Consider the following 16,062-nt stretch of genomic DNA (forward strand, 5'->3'; position numbering starts at 1 on the left):
TACTATGAGTCTGAATTTCCTTGATTTCGAACAGCCGATTGCTGAGCTGGAAGCGAAAATCGATTCTCTGACAGCGGTAAGCCGTCAGGATGAAAAACTGGATATTAACATCGACGAAGAAGTGCATCGTCTGCGCGAGAAAAGCGTAGAACTGACGCGCAAAATCTTTGCCGATCTCGGCGCATGGCAGGTGGCCCAGCTGGCTCGCCATCCACAGCGTCCGTACACCCTGGATTATGTCCGCTTGGCGTTTGACGAATTTGACGAACTGGCAGGCGATCGCGCATACGCTGACGATAAAGCTATCGTTGGCGGTATCGCGCGTCTGGACGGACGCCCGGTGATGATCATTGGTCATCAGAAAGGTCGTGAAACCAAAGAGAAAATCCGTCGTAACTTTGGTATGCCAGCACCAGAAGGCTACCGTAAAGCCCTGCGTCTGATGGAGATGGCTGAGCGTTTCAACATGCCAATCATCACCTTCATCGACACCCCGGGTGCATACCCTGGCGTGGGCGCGGAAGAGCGCGGTCAGTCTGAAGCCATCGCGCGCAACCTGCGCGAGATGTCTCGTCTGAAGGTGCCGGTCATCTGTACCGTTATCGGCGAGGGTGGTTCCGGCGGTGCGCTGGCGATTGGCGTGGGTGATAAAGTGAATATGCTGCAGTACAGCACCTATTCCGTTATCTCCCCGGAAGGCTGCGCGTCCATTCTGTGGAAAAGCGCCGACAAAGCGCCGCTGGCTGCCGAAGCAATGGGCATCATTGCGCCACGCCTGAAAGAGCTTAAGCTGATCGATTCCATCATCCCGGAACCGCTGGGTGGTGCGCATCGTAAGCCGGAAGTGATGGCGGCATCCCTTAAAGCACAGCTGCTGGCTGACCTGGCGGATCTGGACGTGCTGAGTAAAGACGATCTGCTCAACCGCCGCTACCAGCGTCTGATGACCTACGGTTACGCGTAAGCTTCACAATTATCTGAAAAGCCGCACACTGTTGCGGCTTTTTTTATACCTGCGGTTTAGCCGGACTATGCTTAGCTAATGTTTTTTAAGGAGGAAGCCCATGAATATCATTGCCATTATGGGGCCGCACGGCGTCTTTTATAAAGATGAGCCGATTAAGGAGCTCGAGCAAGCTTTGCAGTCGCGCGGGTATCAGCTAATCTGGCCGCACAACAGCGCCGACCTGCTGAAGTTCATCGAGCATAACCCGCGTATCTGCGGCGTGATCTTCGACTGGGACGAATACGATCTCGAACTGTGCAGCGATATCAACAAGCTGAACGAATACCTCCCTCTGTACGCGTTTATTAATACCCACTCCACCATGGACGTCAGCGCCAATGATATGCGTATGGCGCTGTGGTTCTTTGAATATTCGCTCGGCGTGGCGGAAGATATTGCGAGCCGCATTCAGCAATACACCGGCGAGTATCTCGATAACATTACGCCGCCGTTTACCCGCGCGCTCTTCACCTACGTAAAGGAAGGCAAATACACCTTCTGTACTCCTGGTCATATGGCGGGAACGGCTTATCAAAAAAGCCCGGTGGGCTGCCTGTTCTATGATTTTTTCGGTGGCAACACGCTGAAAGCGGACGTATCAATATCGGTCACTGAGCTAGGCTCTCTTCTCGACCATACCGGCCCGCATCTGGAAGCCGAAGAGTATATTGCCCGTACCTTTGGTGCTGAGCAGAGCTATATGGTGACCAACGGTACCTCGACCTCGAACAAAATCGTCGGGATGTACGCTGCGCCTGCCGGCAGTACCTTGCTGATTGACCGTAACTGCCATAAATCGCTGGCACACCTGCTGATGATGAGCGACGTCGTACCGCTCTGGCTGTCGCCCACGCGTAACGCGCTCGGTATTCTTGGCGGTATTCCGCGCCGGGAGTTTACCCATGAATCCATTGAAAGTAAGGTCGCGGCAGTCTCTGGCGCAAGCTGGCCTGTTCATGCGGTGATCACCAACTCTACCTATGACGGTCTGCTGTACAACACGAACTGGATCAAAGAGACGCTGGACGTGCCGTCGATCCACTTCGATTCCGCATGGGTGCCATACACTAATTTCCACCCGATTTACGCAGGTAAAAGCGGGATGAGCGGTGAACGCGTGCCGGGTAAAGTATTCTTCGAAACGCAGTCGACGCACAAAATGCTGGCGGCGTTTTCCCAGGCTTCGCTTATTCACATCAAAGGTGAATACGACGAAGAGACCTTTAACGAAGCCTTTATGATGCACACCACCACATCGCCAAGCTATCCGCTGGTGGCCTCCATTGAAACGGCCGCGGCGATGCTGCGCGGCAATCCGGGCAAACGTCTCATCAATCGTTCGGTAGAGCGCGCTCTGCACTTCCGCAAAGAGGTTCAGCGGCTGAAAGATGAAGCCGACGGCTGGTTCTTTGATATCTGGCAGCCGGAAGAGATTGATGAAGCAGAATGCTGGCCCGTCTCGCCCGGCGAAGACTGGCATGGCTTCCGGGATGCTGATAGCGACCATATGTTCCTCGACCCGGTAAAAGTGACGATCCTGACTCCGGGCATGAATGAGCAGGGCAAGATGAGCGATGAAGGTATTCCGGCCGCGCTGGTCGCGAAATTCCTTGATGAACGTGGCGTGGTGGTGGAGAAAACCGGTCCCTATAACCTGCTTTTCCTGTTCAGTATTGGTATTGATAAAACCCGGGCGATGGGGTTGTTGCGCGGCCTGATGGAGTTTAAGCGCGCCTACGATCTCAACCTGCGGGTGAAGAATATGCTGCCGGATCTCTACGCGGAGGATCCTGACTTCTATCGAAATATGCGCATTCAGGATCTGGCCCAGGGGATCCACAGGCTGATCCGTCAGCACGATCTGCCGCGTCTGATGCTTCAGGCGTTCGATGTATTACCGGAGATGAAGTTTACCCCGCACAAGGCGTGGCAGCGACAGGTGAAAGGGGAGGTCGAAACCGTCGAGCTGGAAAACCTTGTCGGGCGCGTATCGGCTAACATGATCCTGCCTTACCCACCGGGCGTACCGCTCCTGATGCCGGGAGAGATGATTACCGAAGAGAGTCGGGCCGTGCTCGATTTCCTGCTGATGCTCTGTTCGGTAGGACGTCACTATCCCGGTTTTGAGACGGATATCCACGGTGCGAAGCGCGACGAGAACGGCGTTTACTGGGTGCGAGTCCTAAAATAAAGGTGACCGCTTGCCAGGCGCGGGTTCTCGGTTGTAACGTTCAGGCATCATAAAAAGGAGAAGCTATGCTGGGTTTAAAACAGGTTCATCATATTGCGATTATTGCGACAGATTACGCGAAAAGTAAGGCCTTCTACTGCGACATCCTGGGCTTTACGCTCATGAGCGAGGCCTACCGCGAGGAGCGAGACTCCTGGAAGGGCGACCTGGCGTTAAACGGGCAATATGTGATTGAGCTGTTCTCTTTTCCTTTTCCGCCTGCGCGTCCGTCCCGCCCGGAAGCCTGTGGCCTGCGTCATCTTGCCTTTAGCGTCGATGACCTGGATAGCGCAGTAAAACATCTGGAAGCGCACGGCGTGGCGTGCGAAGCGATTCGCGTCGATCCGTTCACCGACAAGCGTTTTACCTTTTTCAACGACCCTGACGGCCTGCCGCTTGAGCTTTATCAGCAGTAATGGTTGTCCTGTGTGATAATGCCCGCTCAGTTCGGGCATTTTTTATGTGTAATCTCCTATGACCTTACCCGCTATCGCACAAGCCGTTTCACCGTACCGCCAGCTGCTGGTGGGGTTTAGCGGTGGCCTGGATTCTACCGTGTTGCTGCATCGCCTTAAGCGCTGGCGCGATCGGGAACCTGACGTCCAGCTTCGGGCGATGCATATTCACCACGGATTAAGCCCTCACGCAGATGCGTGGGTGGAGCACTGTGAGGCTTTGTGTGCGGCCTGGGCGATCCCGCTCATCGTTGAGCGCGTCACGCTTGCGGAGGAAGGGCTAGGCATCGAGGCGCAGGCGCGTAAAGCCCGCTATGCCGCGTTTGCCGGGGTATTACGTACTGGAGAAGCGCTGGTCACGGCACAGCATCTGGACGATCAGTGTGAAACCTTTCTGCTGGCGCTTAAGCGGGGCAGCGGCCCGGCGGGGCTTTCTGCTATGCCGGCGCGTTCTGAATTTGCCGACACAATGTTACTCCGTCCGCTGCTTGGCGAGACGCGTTCCTCACTGGAAGCCTGGGCGCGAGAACATCAGCTGAACTGGATCGAAGATGAGAGTAACCAGGATGACGGCTATGACCGGAACTTCCTGCGTCTGCGCGTCCTTCCGCTTTTAGGCGAGCGCTGGCCGCATTTCGCCGACGCGACGGCAAGAAGCGCCATGCTGTGCGCCGAACAGGAATCGCTGCTGGATGAGCTGTTGAGCGACGAGCTGGCTGGACTCATTTCTGCCGACGGAGCGCTGGCGATCGCACCGATGAAAGCAATGAGCCCGGTACGTCGCGCCGCGCTGTTACGACGCTGGCTGGCCTTTCATCGCGCTGCGATGCCGTCGCGGACAATGCTGAGCCGTATCTGGGACGAAGTCGCACTGGCACGGGATGATGCTTCCCCGTGCGTCCATCTGAACGGTTTTGAGGTTAGACGCTATAAAGGAGAACTCTGGTGGATAAAATCCATGCCCTCACTGACCGATGTGGTGCTCGACTGGCTTTCTCCTGACGCACCGCTGATATTGCCCTGTGAGGCAGGACGCGTCTCTCTCCTGTCGTCTGGTCATGTGCGGCTGCCGAAGCCCGGTGAACCGGTCACCGTGCGCTTTAAGGCTGGCGGCATGCTGCATATCGTCGGGCGCAACGGGGGACGGAAGCTGAAGAAAATATGGCAAGAGTGTAACGTGCCGCCGTGGCTGCGCGACACCACGCCGCTACTGTTCTACGGTGAAACGCTTATCGCTGCGGCAGGGGTTTTCATCACGGAAGAGGGGTGGTCAGAAGAGGGTGTTCGTTTTGAGTGGCAGAAAGCGTAACGGGCAGCCTGGCTGCCCGTTAGTGTCATCAGGATTCGCTCACCACGACGGTGCCGATTTGCGGGTGGCTGAAGCTGGCTATTTTGTCCAGACGCAGCTCACGCGTCGCACCGGCGTCTTCTTCCACTATCAGATATTCCACATTCTTCCGTGAAACCAGATCGCTGGCTTTCGCCTTCAACACTTCGCCATCTTTTAGCTCCAGCGTCAGTAATAAATGATGCTGGCAGGCGAGTTCGAGGTTGTCATAGTCATCACAATTGATAGGTTGATAAGTATCATTCATCGACATAATCGCTCACCAGTAAATTCGCTGCAGCATACGCTGCTTTTTCCCTGACCGACTCTGAAAGGCCCTCATCAGAGGCCACTTCATTAAGCACTTTCAATACACAGCCCAACGCGTCCGGGACATACCCCAGATCTCCGCTGGCGATTTCCGCATACCGTTTGCGAATTAACTCACAATAATTATTCACATCCCCTCCCGCCAGCGCACTGACTTACTGTGAGATATCATTAAGCCTACGAAGATAAACTCGGTTTAGCAAGGTGACTATACCATACTCATTTAAGCAATATCAGAGCCTTGATAGCGGTGTATTTAACACCCTGTAACAGCCTTTTGCCGCGGTTTTCGCTACAATGTGCGCCTGATTCGAATGGAGTTCTCTCATGGCGCTGAAAGCGACAATTTATAAAGCAGTGGTCAATGTGGCCGATCTGGATCGCAACCAGTTCCTCGACGCGTCGCTTACGCTGGCACGCCACCCCTCCGAAACCCAGGAGCGCATGATGCTGCGCCTGCTGGCGTGGATTAAGTATGCCGACGAGCGCCTGCAGTTCACCCGTGGGTTAAGCGCCGAAGACGAGCCTGAAGCCTGGCTACGCAACGATCATCTGGGTATCGATTTGTGGATCGAACTCGGCCTGCCGGACGAGCGTAGAATTAAAAAGGCCTGCACCCAGTCCGCTGAAGTGGCCTTATTCGCGTATAATCAGCGCGCTGCGGATATTTGGTGGCAGCAAAACAAGAGCAAGTGCGGACAGTTTAAAAATCTTACGGTCTGGTATCTGGATGATGAGCAGCTGGCGCAGTTGAGCGAATTTGCCAGCCGGACCATGGTTTTGCAGGCGACGATTCAGGATGGCGCCATCTGGCTCTCTGATTCTCAGAATAATCTGGAAATTCATTTAACGGCGTGGCAACCCGCGTCATGATCGCCTTGTCCCGAAACGTCAGCATTCCTGACAGCGAGCTGGATATCACCGCCATTCGTGCGCAGGGTGCAGGCGGGCAGCACGTCAACAAGGCATCGACGGCTATCCATTTGCGTTTTGACATTCGGGCCTCAAGCCTGCCAGAGTATTATAAGGAAAGCCTGCTTGCCGCCAGCCATCACCTGATCACCAGCGATGGTGTTATTGTGATCAAAGCTCAGGAATACCGCAGCCAGGAGCTCAATCGGGAAGCGGCGATAGCCAGGCTGGTGGCTGTCATCAAAGAGTTAACGACAGTACAAAAAAGCCGCCGGGCAACGCGGCCAACCCGCGCATCGAAAGAGCGTCGGTTGTCCTCGAAGGCCCAAAAATCCACAGTGAAAGCACTACGCGGTAAAGTTCGTCGCCCGACAGAGTGACGAAAGGGAACACACTTTTCATAAGGAATTCATTGTGAAAAAAGCATTATGGTCAGCGCTGGCAGTGAGTACGCTGTTTGCGCTTTTTGGGTGTAACAACCGCTCCGAAACGCAGGTTTTACAACCCACGCAAACGGAAGAATTAAAACCGATGCAGCAAAGCTGGCGCGGCGTATTGCCTTGCGCGGACTGCGAAGGTATTGAAACGTCTCTGTTCCTGCAAAAAGATGGCACCTGGGTAATGAATCAGCGCTATCAGGGCGCTAAAGAGCCTTCTTCTTTTGCGACTTATGGAACATGGGCGCGTACGGCGGAGAAGCTGGTCCTGACGGATACCTCCGGTGAGAAAACCTTTTTCCGCGCCAAAGGCGGGGGGATGGAGATGCTTGACCGCGAAGGTAATCCGATTGAATCCCAGTTCAACTACACGCTGGCCCCGGTGAAAGCGGCCCTGCCCGCAACGCCGATGGCAATGCGGGGGATGTACTTCTATATGGCGGATGCGGCGATCTTTACCGACTGCGCTACCGGTAGGAAGGTCAGCGTGGCAAACAATGCGCAGCTTGAACGCGATTACGCTGTGGCACGCGGCAATGACAGCAAGCCGGTATTGCTGACGGTTGACGGTCATTTTACATTGGAGCCAAACCCGGATAGCGGAGAGATGGTGAAAACGCTGGTGGCAGATAAAGACGCGAAGTTTGTCGCGGGTAAAGACTGTAACAGTAAATAAGCTAACGCTGAGCCATTAAAAAACCCCGCCTGAGCGGGGTTTTTTATTTAGCCTTTGATGGCTTTCACCAGGTAATCAAGAATGTCGCCGGTCTTGATCATCTGTTTTTCGCCGCTGCGACGGTATTTGTATTCAATCTCATCGCTGTCGAGGTTGCGGTCGCCGATGACGATGGTGTGCGGGATACCGATCAGTTCCATATCGGCAAACATCACGCCTGGACGCTCTTTACGGTCATCCATCAGCACTTCGATACCCTGAGCGCGCAGCTCGGCATACAGCTTCTCGGCCAGCTCCTGCACGCGGTAAGACTTGTGCATGTTCATTGGCAGAATGGCCACCTGGAACGGCGCAATATTGTCCGGCCAGACGATGCCGCGCTCGTCGTAGTTCTGCTCAATCGCCGCAGCCACCACGCGCGTCACCCCGATACCGTAGCAACCCATAGTCAGGATCTGGTTACGGCCATCCTCACCCTGAACAGCGGCGTTCAGCGCGCGAGAGTATTTATCACCCAGCTGGAAGATATGACCGACTTCGATGCCGCGCTTAATCATCAGGGTACCCTGACCGTCCGGGCTTGGATCGCCTGCAACCACGTTACGGATGTCTGCCACTTCCGGCGTCGCTACGTCGCGATCCCAGTTGATGCCGAAGTAATGTTTGCCGTCGATGTTAGCACCTGCAGAGAAGTCGCTCATTGCAGCAACCGTGCGGTCAATAACAACTGGCACCGGCAGATTGACTGGACCCAGTGAACCTGGACCCGCATTGACCACGGCGCGGATTTCCGCTTCCGTTGCGAACGTCAGCGGGCTGGCTACCTGAGGCAGCTTCTCGGCTTTCACTTCGTTCAGCTCATGATCGCCACGCACCAGCAGGGCAACCAGCGGGTATTCACTGCCTTCGGTGGATTTCACCAGCAGCGTTTTTACGGTTTTCTCAACAGGCAGATTGAACTGCTCAACCAGCTCGGCGATGGTTTTCGCGTTTGGCGTATCAACCAGCTTCATCTCTTCGGTTGCCGCGCCGCGTGGCTCTTTTGGTGCCAGAGCTTCTGCAAACTCGATGTTCGCCGCGTAGTCTGAAGAGTCAGAGAAGATCACATCGTCTTCACCGCTCTGTGCCAGTACCTGGAACTCATGGGATGCGCTACCGCCGATGGAGCCGGTATCAGCCTGTACCGCACGGAAATCCAGACCCATGCGGGAGAAGATTTTGCTGTACGCCGCGTACATGGCGTCGTAAGTCTCTTGCAGCGATTCCTGAGAAGTATGGAAAGAGTAGGCGTCTTTCATCAGGAATTCGCGAGAACGCATGACGCCAAAGCGTGGACGTACTTCGTCACGGAATTTGGTCTGGATCTGGAAGAAGTTCAGCGGCAGCTGTTTGTATGAGCTCAGCTCATTACGGATCAGATCGGTAATGACTTCTTCATGCGTTGGGCCAAGGACAAACGGACGATCGCCGCGATCGGCAATGCGCAGCAGTTCTGGACCATACTGCTCCCAGCGACCGCTCTCCTGCCACAGTTCAGAAGGTTGAACGACCGGCATTAACACCTCGATAGCACCGGCGTTGTTCATCTCTTCACGCACGATGTTTTCGACTTTTTTCAGGACGCGCACGCCGGTCGGCAGCCAGGTGTATAACCCTGAGGCCAGCTTGCGGATCATCCCGGCGCGCAGCATCAGCTGATGGCTGATCACTTCGGCGTCGGCAGGTGTCTCCTTTAAAGTGGAGAGCAGATATTGGCTAGTACGCATGTTGTTACGGTTCCGTTTCGACGAGTAGGGCTGGCTGAAAGGCCAACCTGACACAAAAAAGTGGTTTAGTTTACCAGTGTGGCAAAGATGCCAAAAGAGAGGAGGTTAAAATTACCTGGGTTCAAGGGCAAACACTTCAAAACCTGCCCCCGTGACGCGCCAGCGAACGTTAAAATCGATCAGCCAGACGGCGTACATTTTTCCTGCTTCCTCTTCTTTACGGTAGGCCGGACGAGGGTCCTGTGCCAGAACTTCAGTGATGAAATCCCGTAAGCGAGGATAGCGTTTCTCCAGTTGACCGAGCTGCGCGATTATCTCAGGCGTAAAATAAACAGGCATGTCAGCCTGCGGTGCGTCCTGAGCATAGCTTGCACGCGCGTCCGGCAGGGCTTCGGCGAAGGGCAAATAGGGTTTGATGTCGATTACCGGCGTGCCGTCTACCAGATCCAGGCTACCTAACTCCAGTATCACCTGATCTTTCTGGCAACGTATGCCTTTCAGTTCAACCAGCGACATTCCAACCGGGTTTGGGCGGAAGGTCGAGCGCGTCGCAAACACGCCCATTCTCGCATTTCCGCCAAGACGAGGAGGGCGCACGGTCGGACGCCAGCCGCCTTCCATCGTCTGGTGAAACACGAACACCACCCATAAATGGCTGAAAGCCTCGAGTCCGCGTACCGCATCGGCCTGATTGTAAGGCGCAACCAGGTGAAGCTCACCGCTTCCGCTGGTGACAAGACCGGGCTGGCGGGGGACGGCGAACTTCTCTTTATAAGGAGAGTGGATAACGCCTATCTGCTCGAACTGAAATGCACTCATTTCGCCGTGATGTTCAGAGCAGAACCGATGCAAACCGCCTGACGGTAGCAGCCCGGCGTGCCGCTGGTGACTTCGCAACTGTGCAGCAGGACCGCGTTGGCTTTCATTTTTGCGGCATTAATCTGCATACGTTTACGCGCTGTCGGAATATTTGGTGGTGAGTCCTGATTGGTCGCCTGACAGGATTCGCCACTCACTTCGCCCAGTTCACGGAACGGTTTACCGACGAGTTCGTCTGCTTTCGTGATAATGCGAACCGGCGCAGGGCGAACCACTTTCGGTTTCGCAGGCTCGGTTTTTGGCGGGGTTGCCGTGCTTTGAACAGGTTCAACGGGAGATCTGCTTAGCATAGAACAGCCGCTCAGCATGAGTGCTAAAAGACAGATCGGTAAAGCACGCATAATATTTCCTCAATGGATAATCAAAACGTCAGATATTGAATCAGTAGACTGCACAAATGACAAGACGGGCATAAGCCCGTCCTGATGATATTACACTGAGGTGAGATTACCAGCCTTTAACAGCGCCGCCGTTAAACACTTTGTTGGCTTCCTGGTAAACTTCATCAGACTGATAAGCCTGAACGAATTTCTTCACGTTTTCCGCGTCTTTGTTGTCTTCGCGAGTCACGATCAGGTTAACGTACGGAGAGTCTTTATCTTCAACGAAGATACCGTCTTTGGCTGGCGTCAGGCCAATCTGACTGGCGTAAGTGGTGTTGATCACGGCCAGAGCAATCTGCGCATCGTCCAGAGAACGTGGCAGCTGCGGTGCTTCCAGTTCAACAATTTTCAGATTTTTCGGGTTTTCGGTGACATCCAGAACGGTTGGCAGCAGGCCTACACCATCTTTCAGTTTGATCAGGCCCACTTTCTGCAGCAGCAGCAGGGAACGACCAAGGTTGGTTGGGTCGTTAGGCACGGCAACCTGAGAGCCCGGCTGCAGTTCCTCCAGCGATTTAATTTTCTTAGAGTAACCGGCAATTGGATAAACGAAGGTCTTACCGATACCCACCAGTTTATAGCCACGATCTTTGATCTGCTGATCCAGATATGGCTTATGCTGGAAGGCGTTAGCGTCAATATCGCCTTTGCTCAGCGCTTCGTTCGGCAGAACGTAATCGTTGAAAGTCACCAGCTCAACGTCCAGGCCATACTTCTCTTTTGCTACTTTCTGAGCAACTTCTGCAACCTGTTGTTCAGCGCCCACGATAACGCCCACTTTAATGTGGTTTGGATCTTTTTCGTCCTGACCGCAACCCACCAGTGCCAGAGAGCCGATCAGCGCGCCTACTGCTGCAAAGGTCTTTAATTTAAACGCCATGTTTTATCCTTAACTCGTAGAGTTTGTGTTGTGTGTAACGTTATTTGTGAGTAACGGTCCGGACGATGCGATCGCCAGAGAACTGGATTAAATAAACCAGAACAACCAGCAATACCAGAACGGTATTCATCACGGTAGCGTTATATCCAATATAGCCGTACTGGTAACCAATCTGACCTAAACCGCCAGCGCCAACTGCACCACCCATTGCGGAATAACCGACCAGCGTGATGAGCGTGATGGTTGCTGCGTTCACCAGGCCTGGCAGTGCTTCCGGGAGCAGGACTTTGCGGACGATCTGCATCGGCGTTGCGCCCATTGCGCGTGAGGCTTCGATCAAACCGGTTGGGATCTCCAGCAGGGCGTTTTCTACCATACGGGCGATAAACGGCGCAGCCCCCACGGTCAGCGGAACAATGGCCGCCTGCAGTCCAATTGACGTTCCGACGATCACGCGGGTAAAAGGAATCATCCACACCAGCAGAATAATGAAGGGGATAGAACGGAAGATGTTCACCAGCGCAGAGAGCGTACGGTACAGCTTCGCGTTCTCAATGATTTGACCCGGACGCGTCACGTACAGCAATACGCCGACCGGCAGGCCAATCACAAAACCAAAGAAGCCAGAGACAAAGGTCATTGCCAGCGTTTCCCAAACGCCGCGAACCAGCAGCCACATCATCGGCTCAGACATAACCCAGTACCTCTACTTTTACATGGTGTTCTTGCAGCCAGGCAATCGCTGCCTGGGTTTCTTCTTGTGTGCCGTGCATTTCTGTCAGCATGATGCCGAACTTCACGCCACCGGCGTAATCCATCTGCGCGCTGATGATGTTGTTGTTCACGTTAAAGCGACGTGCGGTTTCGGAAAGCAGGGGAGCGTCAACGGACTGACCGGTGAACTCCATGCGCAGCATCGGGACGCTGTCTGCTGTGGGTTCGGTTTTCAAACGCTCCAGATAATCTTCCGGAATGTCCAGATGCAGCGTGGACTGGATGAACTGCTGTGCCAGCGGCGTCTTCGGATGCGAGAACACTTCACTTACCGTGTCCTGCTCGATCAGCTCACCGTTGCTGATGACCGCCACGCAGTCACAGATTCGTTTCACCACATCCATCTCATGTGTAATAAGGAGGATCGTCAGGCCCAGGCGGCGGTTAATGTCTTTCAGCAGTTCCAGAATCGAACGCGTGGTTGCCGGATCCAGTGCGCTGGTCGCTTCATCGCACAGCAGCACCTTAGGATTGCTTGCCAGCGCGCGGGCAATGGCCACTCGCTGTTTCTGCCCTCCGGACAGGTTCGCCGGGTAGCTATCATGTTTATCGCCCAGACCCACGAGGTCGAGCAGTTCGGTGACGCGACGCTTCACTTCTTCTTTTGGCGTGTTATCCAGTTCAAGCGGCAAGGCAACGTTGCCGAACACGGTGCGGGAGGCCAGCAGGTTAAAGTGCTGGAAGATCATGCCAATCTGACGACGCGCTTTGGTGAGTTCTTTCTCTGAAAGGGCGGTAAGTTCCTGCCCACCAACTTCTACGCTGCCCTGGGTTGGGCGCTCAAGCAGGTTAACACAACGGATCAGCGTACTTTTACCTGCACCCGATGCGCCAATGACGCCATAAATTTGACCAGCAGGAACATGCAGGCTGACATTGTTCAACGCCTGAATGGTTCGGTTTCCCTGCTGGAACACTTTGGTGATATTGGAAAGTTTAATCATTAGATTATTTTTATCGTATGTAAGTTAGCCGTGGCATTTTCTTCTGCCAGATACGGGTGATGACCGTAAACAAAACGGATGTTAAGGCATCCAGACGTCTAAATCAATCCAACTCTGTACGATGAGCACTTTATTGCGCTGCGATTCATGAGATACTAGCTGAACATGCCTTTTTCAGGAGCAAACCGGTGGCAAAATCAGTACCCGCAATTTTTCTCGATCGTGACGGCACTATTAATGTGGATCACGGTTATGTCCATGAGATTGATGAGTTCGAGTTTATCGAGGGCGTAATAGATGCCATGCGCCAGCTGAAAGAGATGGGTTATGCGCTGGTGGTTGTGACGAACCAGTCCGGTATTGCACGCGGTAAATTCACCGAAGCGCAGTTCGAAACGCTGACGGAATGGATGGACTGGTCGCTCGCCGACCGCGGAGTGGATCTCGACGGTATCTATTATTGTCCGCATCACCCGCAGGGAACGGTAGAAGAGTATCGTCAGACCTGTGATTGCCGTAAGCCGCATCCGGGGATGTTCATCTCTGCGCAGGAATTCCTGCACATTGATATGGCCGCTTCTTATATGGTGGGCGATAAACTGGAAGATATGCAGGCAGCCGCCGCAGCGGGTGTAGGGACCAAAATATTAGTTCGCACCGGTAAGCCAGTGACGCCAGAAGCAGAAAATGCAGCGGATTGGGTAATTAATAGTCTGGCTGAACTGCCAAAAGAAATTAAAAAGCGCCAAAAATAGTTTTTTTGATGAAAAGATGAGCGGTTGAAATAAAAATGCATTTTTCCGCTTGTCATTCCTCGGCGGCCCCCTATAATGCGCCTCCATCGACACGGCGGATGTGAATCACTTCACACAACAAGCGGTTCGGTTGAAGAGAAAAAATCCTGAAATAACGGGTTGACTCTGAAAGAGGAAAGCGTAATATACGCCACCTCGCAACGGTGAGCGAAAGCCGCGTTGCACTGCTCTTTAACAATTTATCAGACAATCTGTGTGGGCACTCAAAGTGACATGGATTCTTAACGTCGCAAGACGAAAAATGAATACTCAAGTCTCTGAGTGAACATACGTAATTCATTACGAAGTTTAATTCACGAGCATCAAACTTAAATTGAAGAGTTTGATCATGGCTCAGATTGAACGCTGGCGGCAGGCCTAACACATGCAAGTCGAGCGGTAGCACAGGAGAGCTTGCTCTCCGGGTGACGAGCGGCGGACGGGTGAGTAATGTCTGGGAAACTGCCTGATGGAGGGGGATAACTACTGGAAACGGTAGCTAATACCGCATAACGTCGCAAGACCAAAGAGGGGGACCTTCGGGCCTCTTGCCATCAGATGTGCCCAGATGGGATTAGCTAGTAGGTGGGGTAACGGCTCACCTAGGCGACGATCCCTAGCTGGTCTGAGAGGATGACCAGCCACACTGGAACTGAGACACGGTCCAGACTCCTACGGGAGGCAGCAGTGGGGAATATTGCACAATGGGCGCAAGCCTGATGCAGCCATGCCGCGTGTATGAAGAAGGCCTTCGGGTTGTAAAGTACTTTCAGCGGGGAGGAAGGTGTTGAGGTTAATAACCTCAGCAATTGACGTTACCCGCAGAAGAAGCACCGGCTAACTCCGTGCCAGCAGCCGCGGTAATACGGAGGGTGCAAGCGTTAATCGGAATTACTGGGCGTAAAGCGCACGCAGGCGGTCTGTCAAGTCGGATGTGAAATCCCCGGGCTCAACCTGGGAACTGCATTCGAAACTGGCAGGCTAGAGTCTTGTAGAGGGGGGTAGAATTCCAGGTGTAGCGGTGAAATGCGTAGAGATCTGGAGGAATACCGGTGGCGAAGGCGGCCCCCTGGACAAAGACTGACGCTCAGGTGCGAAAGCGTGGGGAGCAAACAGGATTAGATACCCTGGTAGTCCACGCCGTAAACGATGTCGACTTGGAGGTTGTGCCCTTGAGGCGTGGCTTCCGGAGCTAACGCGTTAAGTCGACCGCCTGGGGAGTACGGCCGCAAGGTTAAAACTCAAATGAATTGACGGGGGCCCGCACAAGCGGTGGAGCATGTGGTTTAATTCGATGCAACGCGAAGAACCTTACCTACTCTTGACATCCAGAGAACTTTCCAGAGATGGATTGGTGCCTTCGGGAACTCTGAGACAGGTGCTGCATGGCTGTCGTCAGCTCGTGTTGTGAAATGTTGGGTTAAGTCCCGCAACGAGCGCAACCCTTATCCTTTGTTGCCAGCGGTTAGGCCGGGAACTCAAAGGAGACTGCCAGTGATAAACTGGAGGAAGGTGGGGATGACGTCAAGTCATCATGGCCCTTACGAGTAGGGCTACACACGTGCTACAATGGCGCATACAAAGAGAAGCGACCTCGCGAGAGCAAGCGGACCTCATAAAGTGCGTCGTAGTCCGGATTGGAGTCTGCAACTCGACTCCATGAAGTCGGAATCGCTAGTAATCGTAGATCAGAATGCTACGGTGAATACGTTCCCGGGCCTTGTACACACCGCCCGTCACACCATGGGAGTGGGTTGCAAAAGAAGTAGGTAGCTTAACCTTCGGGAGGGCGCTTACCACTTTGTGATTCATGACTGGGGTGAAGTCGTAACAAGGTAACCGTAGGGGAACCTGCGGTTGGATCACCTCCTTACCTTAAAGAACCTGCCTTTGTAGTGCTCACACAGATTGTCTGATGAAAAACAGCAGTAAAAATCTCTGCAGGCTTGTAGCTCAGGTGGTTAGAGCGCACCCCTGATAAGGGTGAGGTCGGTGGTTCAAGTCCACTCAGGCCTACCAAACTCCTTTTAAAGGATGAGCGGTACAGAGATTATAAACGATGGGGCTATAGCTCAGCTGGGAGAGCGCCTGCTTTGCACGCAGGAGGTCTGCGGTTCGATCCCGCATAGCTCCACCATCTTTTACTGCAAACACAAGAAAACTTCAGAGTGAACCTGAAAAGGTGCACTGCGAAGTTTTGCTCTTTAAAAATCTGGATCAAGCTGAAAATTGAAACGACACACATGTTATGTGTGTTCGAGTCTCTCAA

At 53.7% G+C, this 16,062-nt stretch carries 16 protein-coding genes, 2 tRNA genes and 1 rRNA gene; 11 read left to right on the forward strand and 8 right to left on the reverse strand.

Annotated elements, in window-relative coordinates; genetic code table 11:
- Window positions 1–4 precede the first annotated feature (4 nt).
- The 4 genes from accA to tilS all read left to right on the forward strand — a co-directional run bounded on the left by accA (window position 5) and on the right by tilS (window position 5,000).
- Complete coding sequence (gene accA / locus KGP24_RS04260; protein ID WP_023310466.1) at window positions 5–964, forward strand: acetyl-CoA carboxylase carboxyl transferase subunit alpha; 960 nt, start codon at window positions 5–7, stop codon at window positions 962–964.
- 100 nt (window positions 965–1,064) lie between these two features.
- The gene (locus KGP24_RS04265; protein WP_223562475.1) at window positions 1,065–3,197 is read left to right on the forward strand and encodes a lysine decarboxylase LdcC; all 2,133 of its coding nucleotides are present in this window, start codon (window positions 1,065–1,067) and stop codon (window positions 3,195–3,197) included.
- A gap of 65 nt (window positions 3,198–3,262) precedes the next feature.
- Window positions 3,263–3,652: a VOC family protein gene (locus KGP24_RS04270; RefSeq protein ID WP_148420151.1), complete on the forward strand. Its 390-nt coding sequence runs from the start codon at window positions 3,263–3,265 to the stop codon at window positions 3,650–3,652.
- Window positions 3,653–3,710: 58 nt separating this feature from the next.
- Complete coding sequence (gene tilS / locus KGP24_RS04275; protein ID WP_223562476.1) at window positions 3,711–5,000, forward strand: tRNA lysidine(34) synthetase TilS; 1,290 nt, start codon at window positions 3,711–3,713, stop codon at window positions 4,998–5,000.
- 28 nt (window positions 5,001–5,028) lie between these two features.
- On the opposite strand, the gene rof is transcribed toward tilS, so the two are convergent.
- Together rof and KGP24_RS04285 are read right to left on the reverse strand one after the other, a co-directional pair.
- On the reverse strand, window positions 5,029–5,292 hold the full coding sequence (rof, locus tag KGP24_RS04280; protein ID WP_223562477.1) for a Rho-binding antiterminator: 264 nt from the start codon (window positions 5,290–5,292) through the stop codon (window positions 5,029–5,031).
- Window positions 5,279–5,479, reverse strand: coding sequence for a YaeP family protein (locus tag KGP24_RS04285; protein WP_032667327.1), 201 nt, complete (start codon window positions 5,477–5,479; stop codon window positions 5,279–5,281). The genes rof and KGP24_RS04285 overlap by 14 nt, the downstream gene beginning before the upstream one ends.
- Window positions 5,480–5,675: 196 nt before the next feature.
- Between KGP24_RS04285 and KGP24_RS04290 the strand changes: the two genes are divergently transcribed.
- From KGP24_RS04290 to nlpE, 3 genes are read left to right on the forward strand one after another with little or no spacing between them, the layout of a single operon-like run.
- Complete coding sequence (locus KGP24_RS04290) at window positions 5,676–6,221, forward strand: YaeQ family protein (RefSeq protein ID WP_223562478.1); 546 nt, start codon at window positions 5,676–5,678, stop codon at window positions 6,219–6,221.
- On the forward strand, window positions 6,218–6,640 hold the full coding sequence (arfB, locus tag KGP24_RS04295) for an alternative ribosome rescue aminoacyl-tRNA hydrolase ArfB (protein WP_223563448.1): 423 nt from the start codon (window positions 6,218–6,220) through the stop codon (window positions 6,638–6,640). Before KGP24_RS04290 ends, arfB begins: the two co-directional genes overlap by 4 nt.
- A gap of 34 nt (window positions 6,641–6,674) precedes the next feature.
- On the forward strand, window positions 6,675–7,373 hold the full coding sequence (gene nlpE, locus KGP24_RS04300) for an envelope stress response activation lipoprotein NlpE (RefSeq protein WP_223562479.1): 699 nt from the start codon (window positions 6,675–6,677) through the stop codon (window positions 7,371–7,373).
- A gap of 47 nt (window positions 7,374–7,420) precedes the next feature.
- Here nlpE and proS read toward each other — a convergent pair whose 3' ends face one another.
- The 6 genes from proS to metN form a co-directional block, all read right to left on the reverse strand.
- The gene (gene proS, locus KGP24_RS04305) at window positions 7,421–9,139 is read right to left on the reverse strand and encodes a proline--tRNA ligase (RefSeq protein WP_223562480.1); all 1,719 of its coding nucleotides are present in this window, start codon (window positions 9,137–9,139) and stop codon (window positions 7,421–7,423) included.
- Window positions 9,140–9,250: 111 nt separating this feature from the next.
- Complete coding sequence (gene tsaA / locus KGP24_RS04310) at window positions 9,251–9,958, reverse strand: tRNA (N6-threonylcarbamoyladenosine(37)-N6)-methyltransferase TrmO (RefSeq protein ID WP_223562481.1); 708 nt, start codon at window positions 9,956–9,958, stop codon at window positions 9,251–9,253.
- On the reverse strand, window positions 9,955–10,359 hold the full coding sequence (gene rcsF, locus KGP24_RS04315; protein WP_008501883.1) for an Rcs stress response system protein RcsF: 405 nt from the start codon (window positions 10,357–10,359) through the stop codon (window positions 9,955–9,957). Before rcsF ends, tsaA begins: the two co-directional genes overlap by 4 nt.
- 106 nt (window positions 10,360–10,465) lie before the next feature.
- A complete protein-coding gene (gene metQ, locus KGP24_RS04320) occupies window positions 10,466–11,281 on the reverse strand; it encodes a methionine ABC transporter substrate-binding lipoprotein MetQ (protein WP_223562482.1) in 816 nt (271 codons plus the stop codon).
- A 40-nt stretch (window positions 11,282–11,321) separates the two neighbouring features.
- Window positions 11,322–11,975: a methionine ABC transporter permease MetI gene (locus tag KGP24_RS04325; protein WP_014168730.1), complete on the reverse strand. Its 654-nt coding sequence runs from the start codon at window positions 11,973–11,975 to the stop codon at window positions 11,322–11,324.
- Window positions 11,968–12,999 (reverse strand): methionine ABC transporter ATP-binding protein MetN, encoded by a 1,032-nt coding sequence (gene metN, locus KGP24_RS04330; protein ID WP_023334590.1) that lies wholly within the window; start codon window positions 12,997–12,999, stop codon window positions 11,968–11,970. Before metN ends, KGP24_RS04325 begins: the two co-directional genes overlap by 8 nt.
- A 188-nt stretch (window positions 13,000–13,187) precedes the next feature.
- Here metN and gmhB point away from each other — a divergent pair, with 188 nt between their 5' ends.
- The 4 genes from gmhB to KGP24_RS04350 all read left to right on the forward strand — a co-directional run bounded on the left by gmhB (window position 13,188) and on the right by KGP24_RS04350 (window position 15,930).
- On the forward strand, window positions 13,188–13,754 hold the full coding sequence (gmhB, locus tag KGP24_RS04335; protein ID WP_223562483.1) for a D-glycero-beta-D-manno-heptose 1,7-bisphosphate 7-phosphatase: 567 nt from the start codon (window positions 13,188–13,190) through the stop codon (window positions 13,752–13,754).
- Window positions 13,755–14,124: 370 nt separating this feature from the next.
- Window positions 14,125–15,666 (forward strand): 16S ribosomal RNA (locus tag KGP24_RS04340).
- 69 nt (window positions 15,667–15,735) lie between these two features.
- Window positions 15,736–15,812: transfer RNA gene (locus KGP24_RS04345), tRNA-Ile, on the forward strand.
- 42 nt (window positions 15,813–15,854) lie between these two features.
- A tRNA-Ala gene (locus KGP24_RS04350) sits at window positions 15,855–15,930 on the forward strand.
- Window positions 15,931–16,062 lie beyond the last annotated feature (132 nt).

Source organism: Enterobacter sp. JBIWA008, assembly GCF_019968765.1.
Lineage (GTDB): Bacteria > Pseudomonadota > Gammaproteobacteria > Enterobacterales > Enterobacteriaceae > Enterobacter.

Coding starts and splice junctions, on each gene's coding strand:
- arfB (WP_223563448.1), top strand. CDS start 6,218: ATGATCGCCTTGTCCCGAAACGTCAGCATTCCTGACAGCGAGCTGGAT.
- rcsF (WP_008501883.1), bottom strand. CDS start 10,359: ATGCGTGCTTTACCGATCTGTCTTTTAGCACTCATGCTGAGCGGCTGT.
- rof (WP_223562477.1), bottom strand. CDS start 5,292: ATGTCGATGAATGATACTTATCAACCTATCAATTGTGATGACTATGAC.
- tilS (WP_223562476.1), top strand. CDS start 3,711: ATGACCTTACCCGCTATCGCACAAGCCGTTTCACCGTACCGCCAGCTG.
- accA (WP_023310466.1), top strand. CDS start 5: ATGAGTCTGAATTTCCTTGATTTCGAACAGCCGATTGCTGAGCTGGAA.
- KGP24_RS04265 (WP_223562475.1), top strand. CDS start 1,065: ATGAATATCATTGCCATTATGGGGCCGCACGGCGTCTTTTATAAAGAT.
- KGP24_RS04325 (WP_014168730.1), bottom strand. CDS start 11,975: ATGTCTGAGCCGATGATGTGGCTGCTGGTTCGCGGCGTTTGGGAAACG.
- metN (WP_023334590.1), bottom strand. CDS start 12,999: ATGATTAAACTTTCCAATATCACCAAAGTGTTCCAGCAGGGAAACCGA.
- metQ (WP_223562482.1), bottom strand. CDS start 11,281: ATGGCGTTTAAATTAAAGACCTTTGCAGCAGTAGGCGCGCTGATCGGC.
- KGP24_RS04270 (WP_148420151.1), top strand. CDS start 3,263: ATGCTGGGTTTAAAACAGGTTCATCATATTGCGATTATTGCGACAGAT.
- tsaA (WP_223562481.1), bottom strand. CDS start 9,958: ATGAGTGCATTTCAGTTCGAGCAGATAGGCGTTATCCACTCTCCTTAT.
- proS (WP_223562480.1), bottom strand. CDS start 9,139: ATGCGTACTAGCCAATATCTGCTCTCCACTTTAAAGGAGACACCTGCC.
- KGP24_RS04290 (WP_223562478.1), top strand. CDS start 5,676: ATGGCGCTGAAAGCGACAATTTATAAAGCAGTGGTCAATGTGGCCGAT.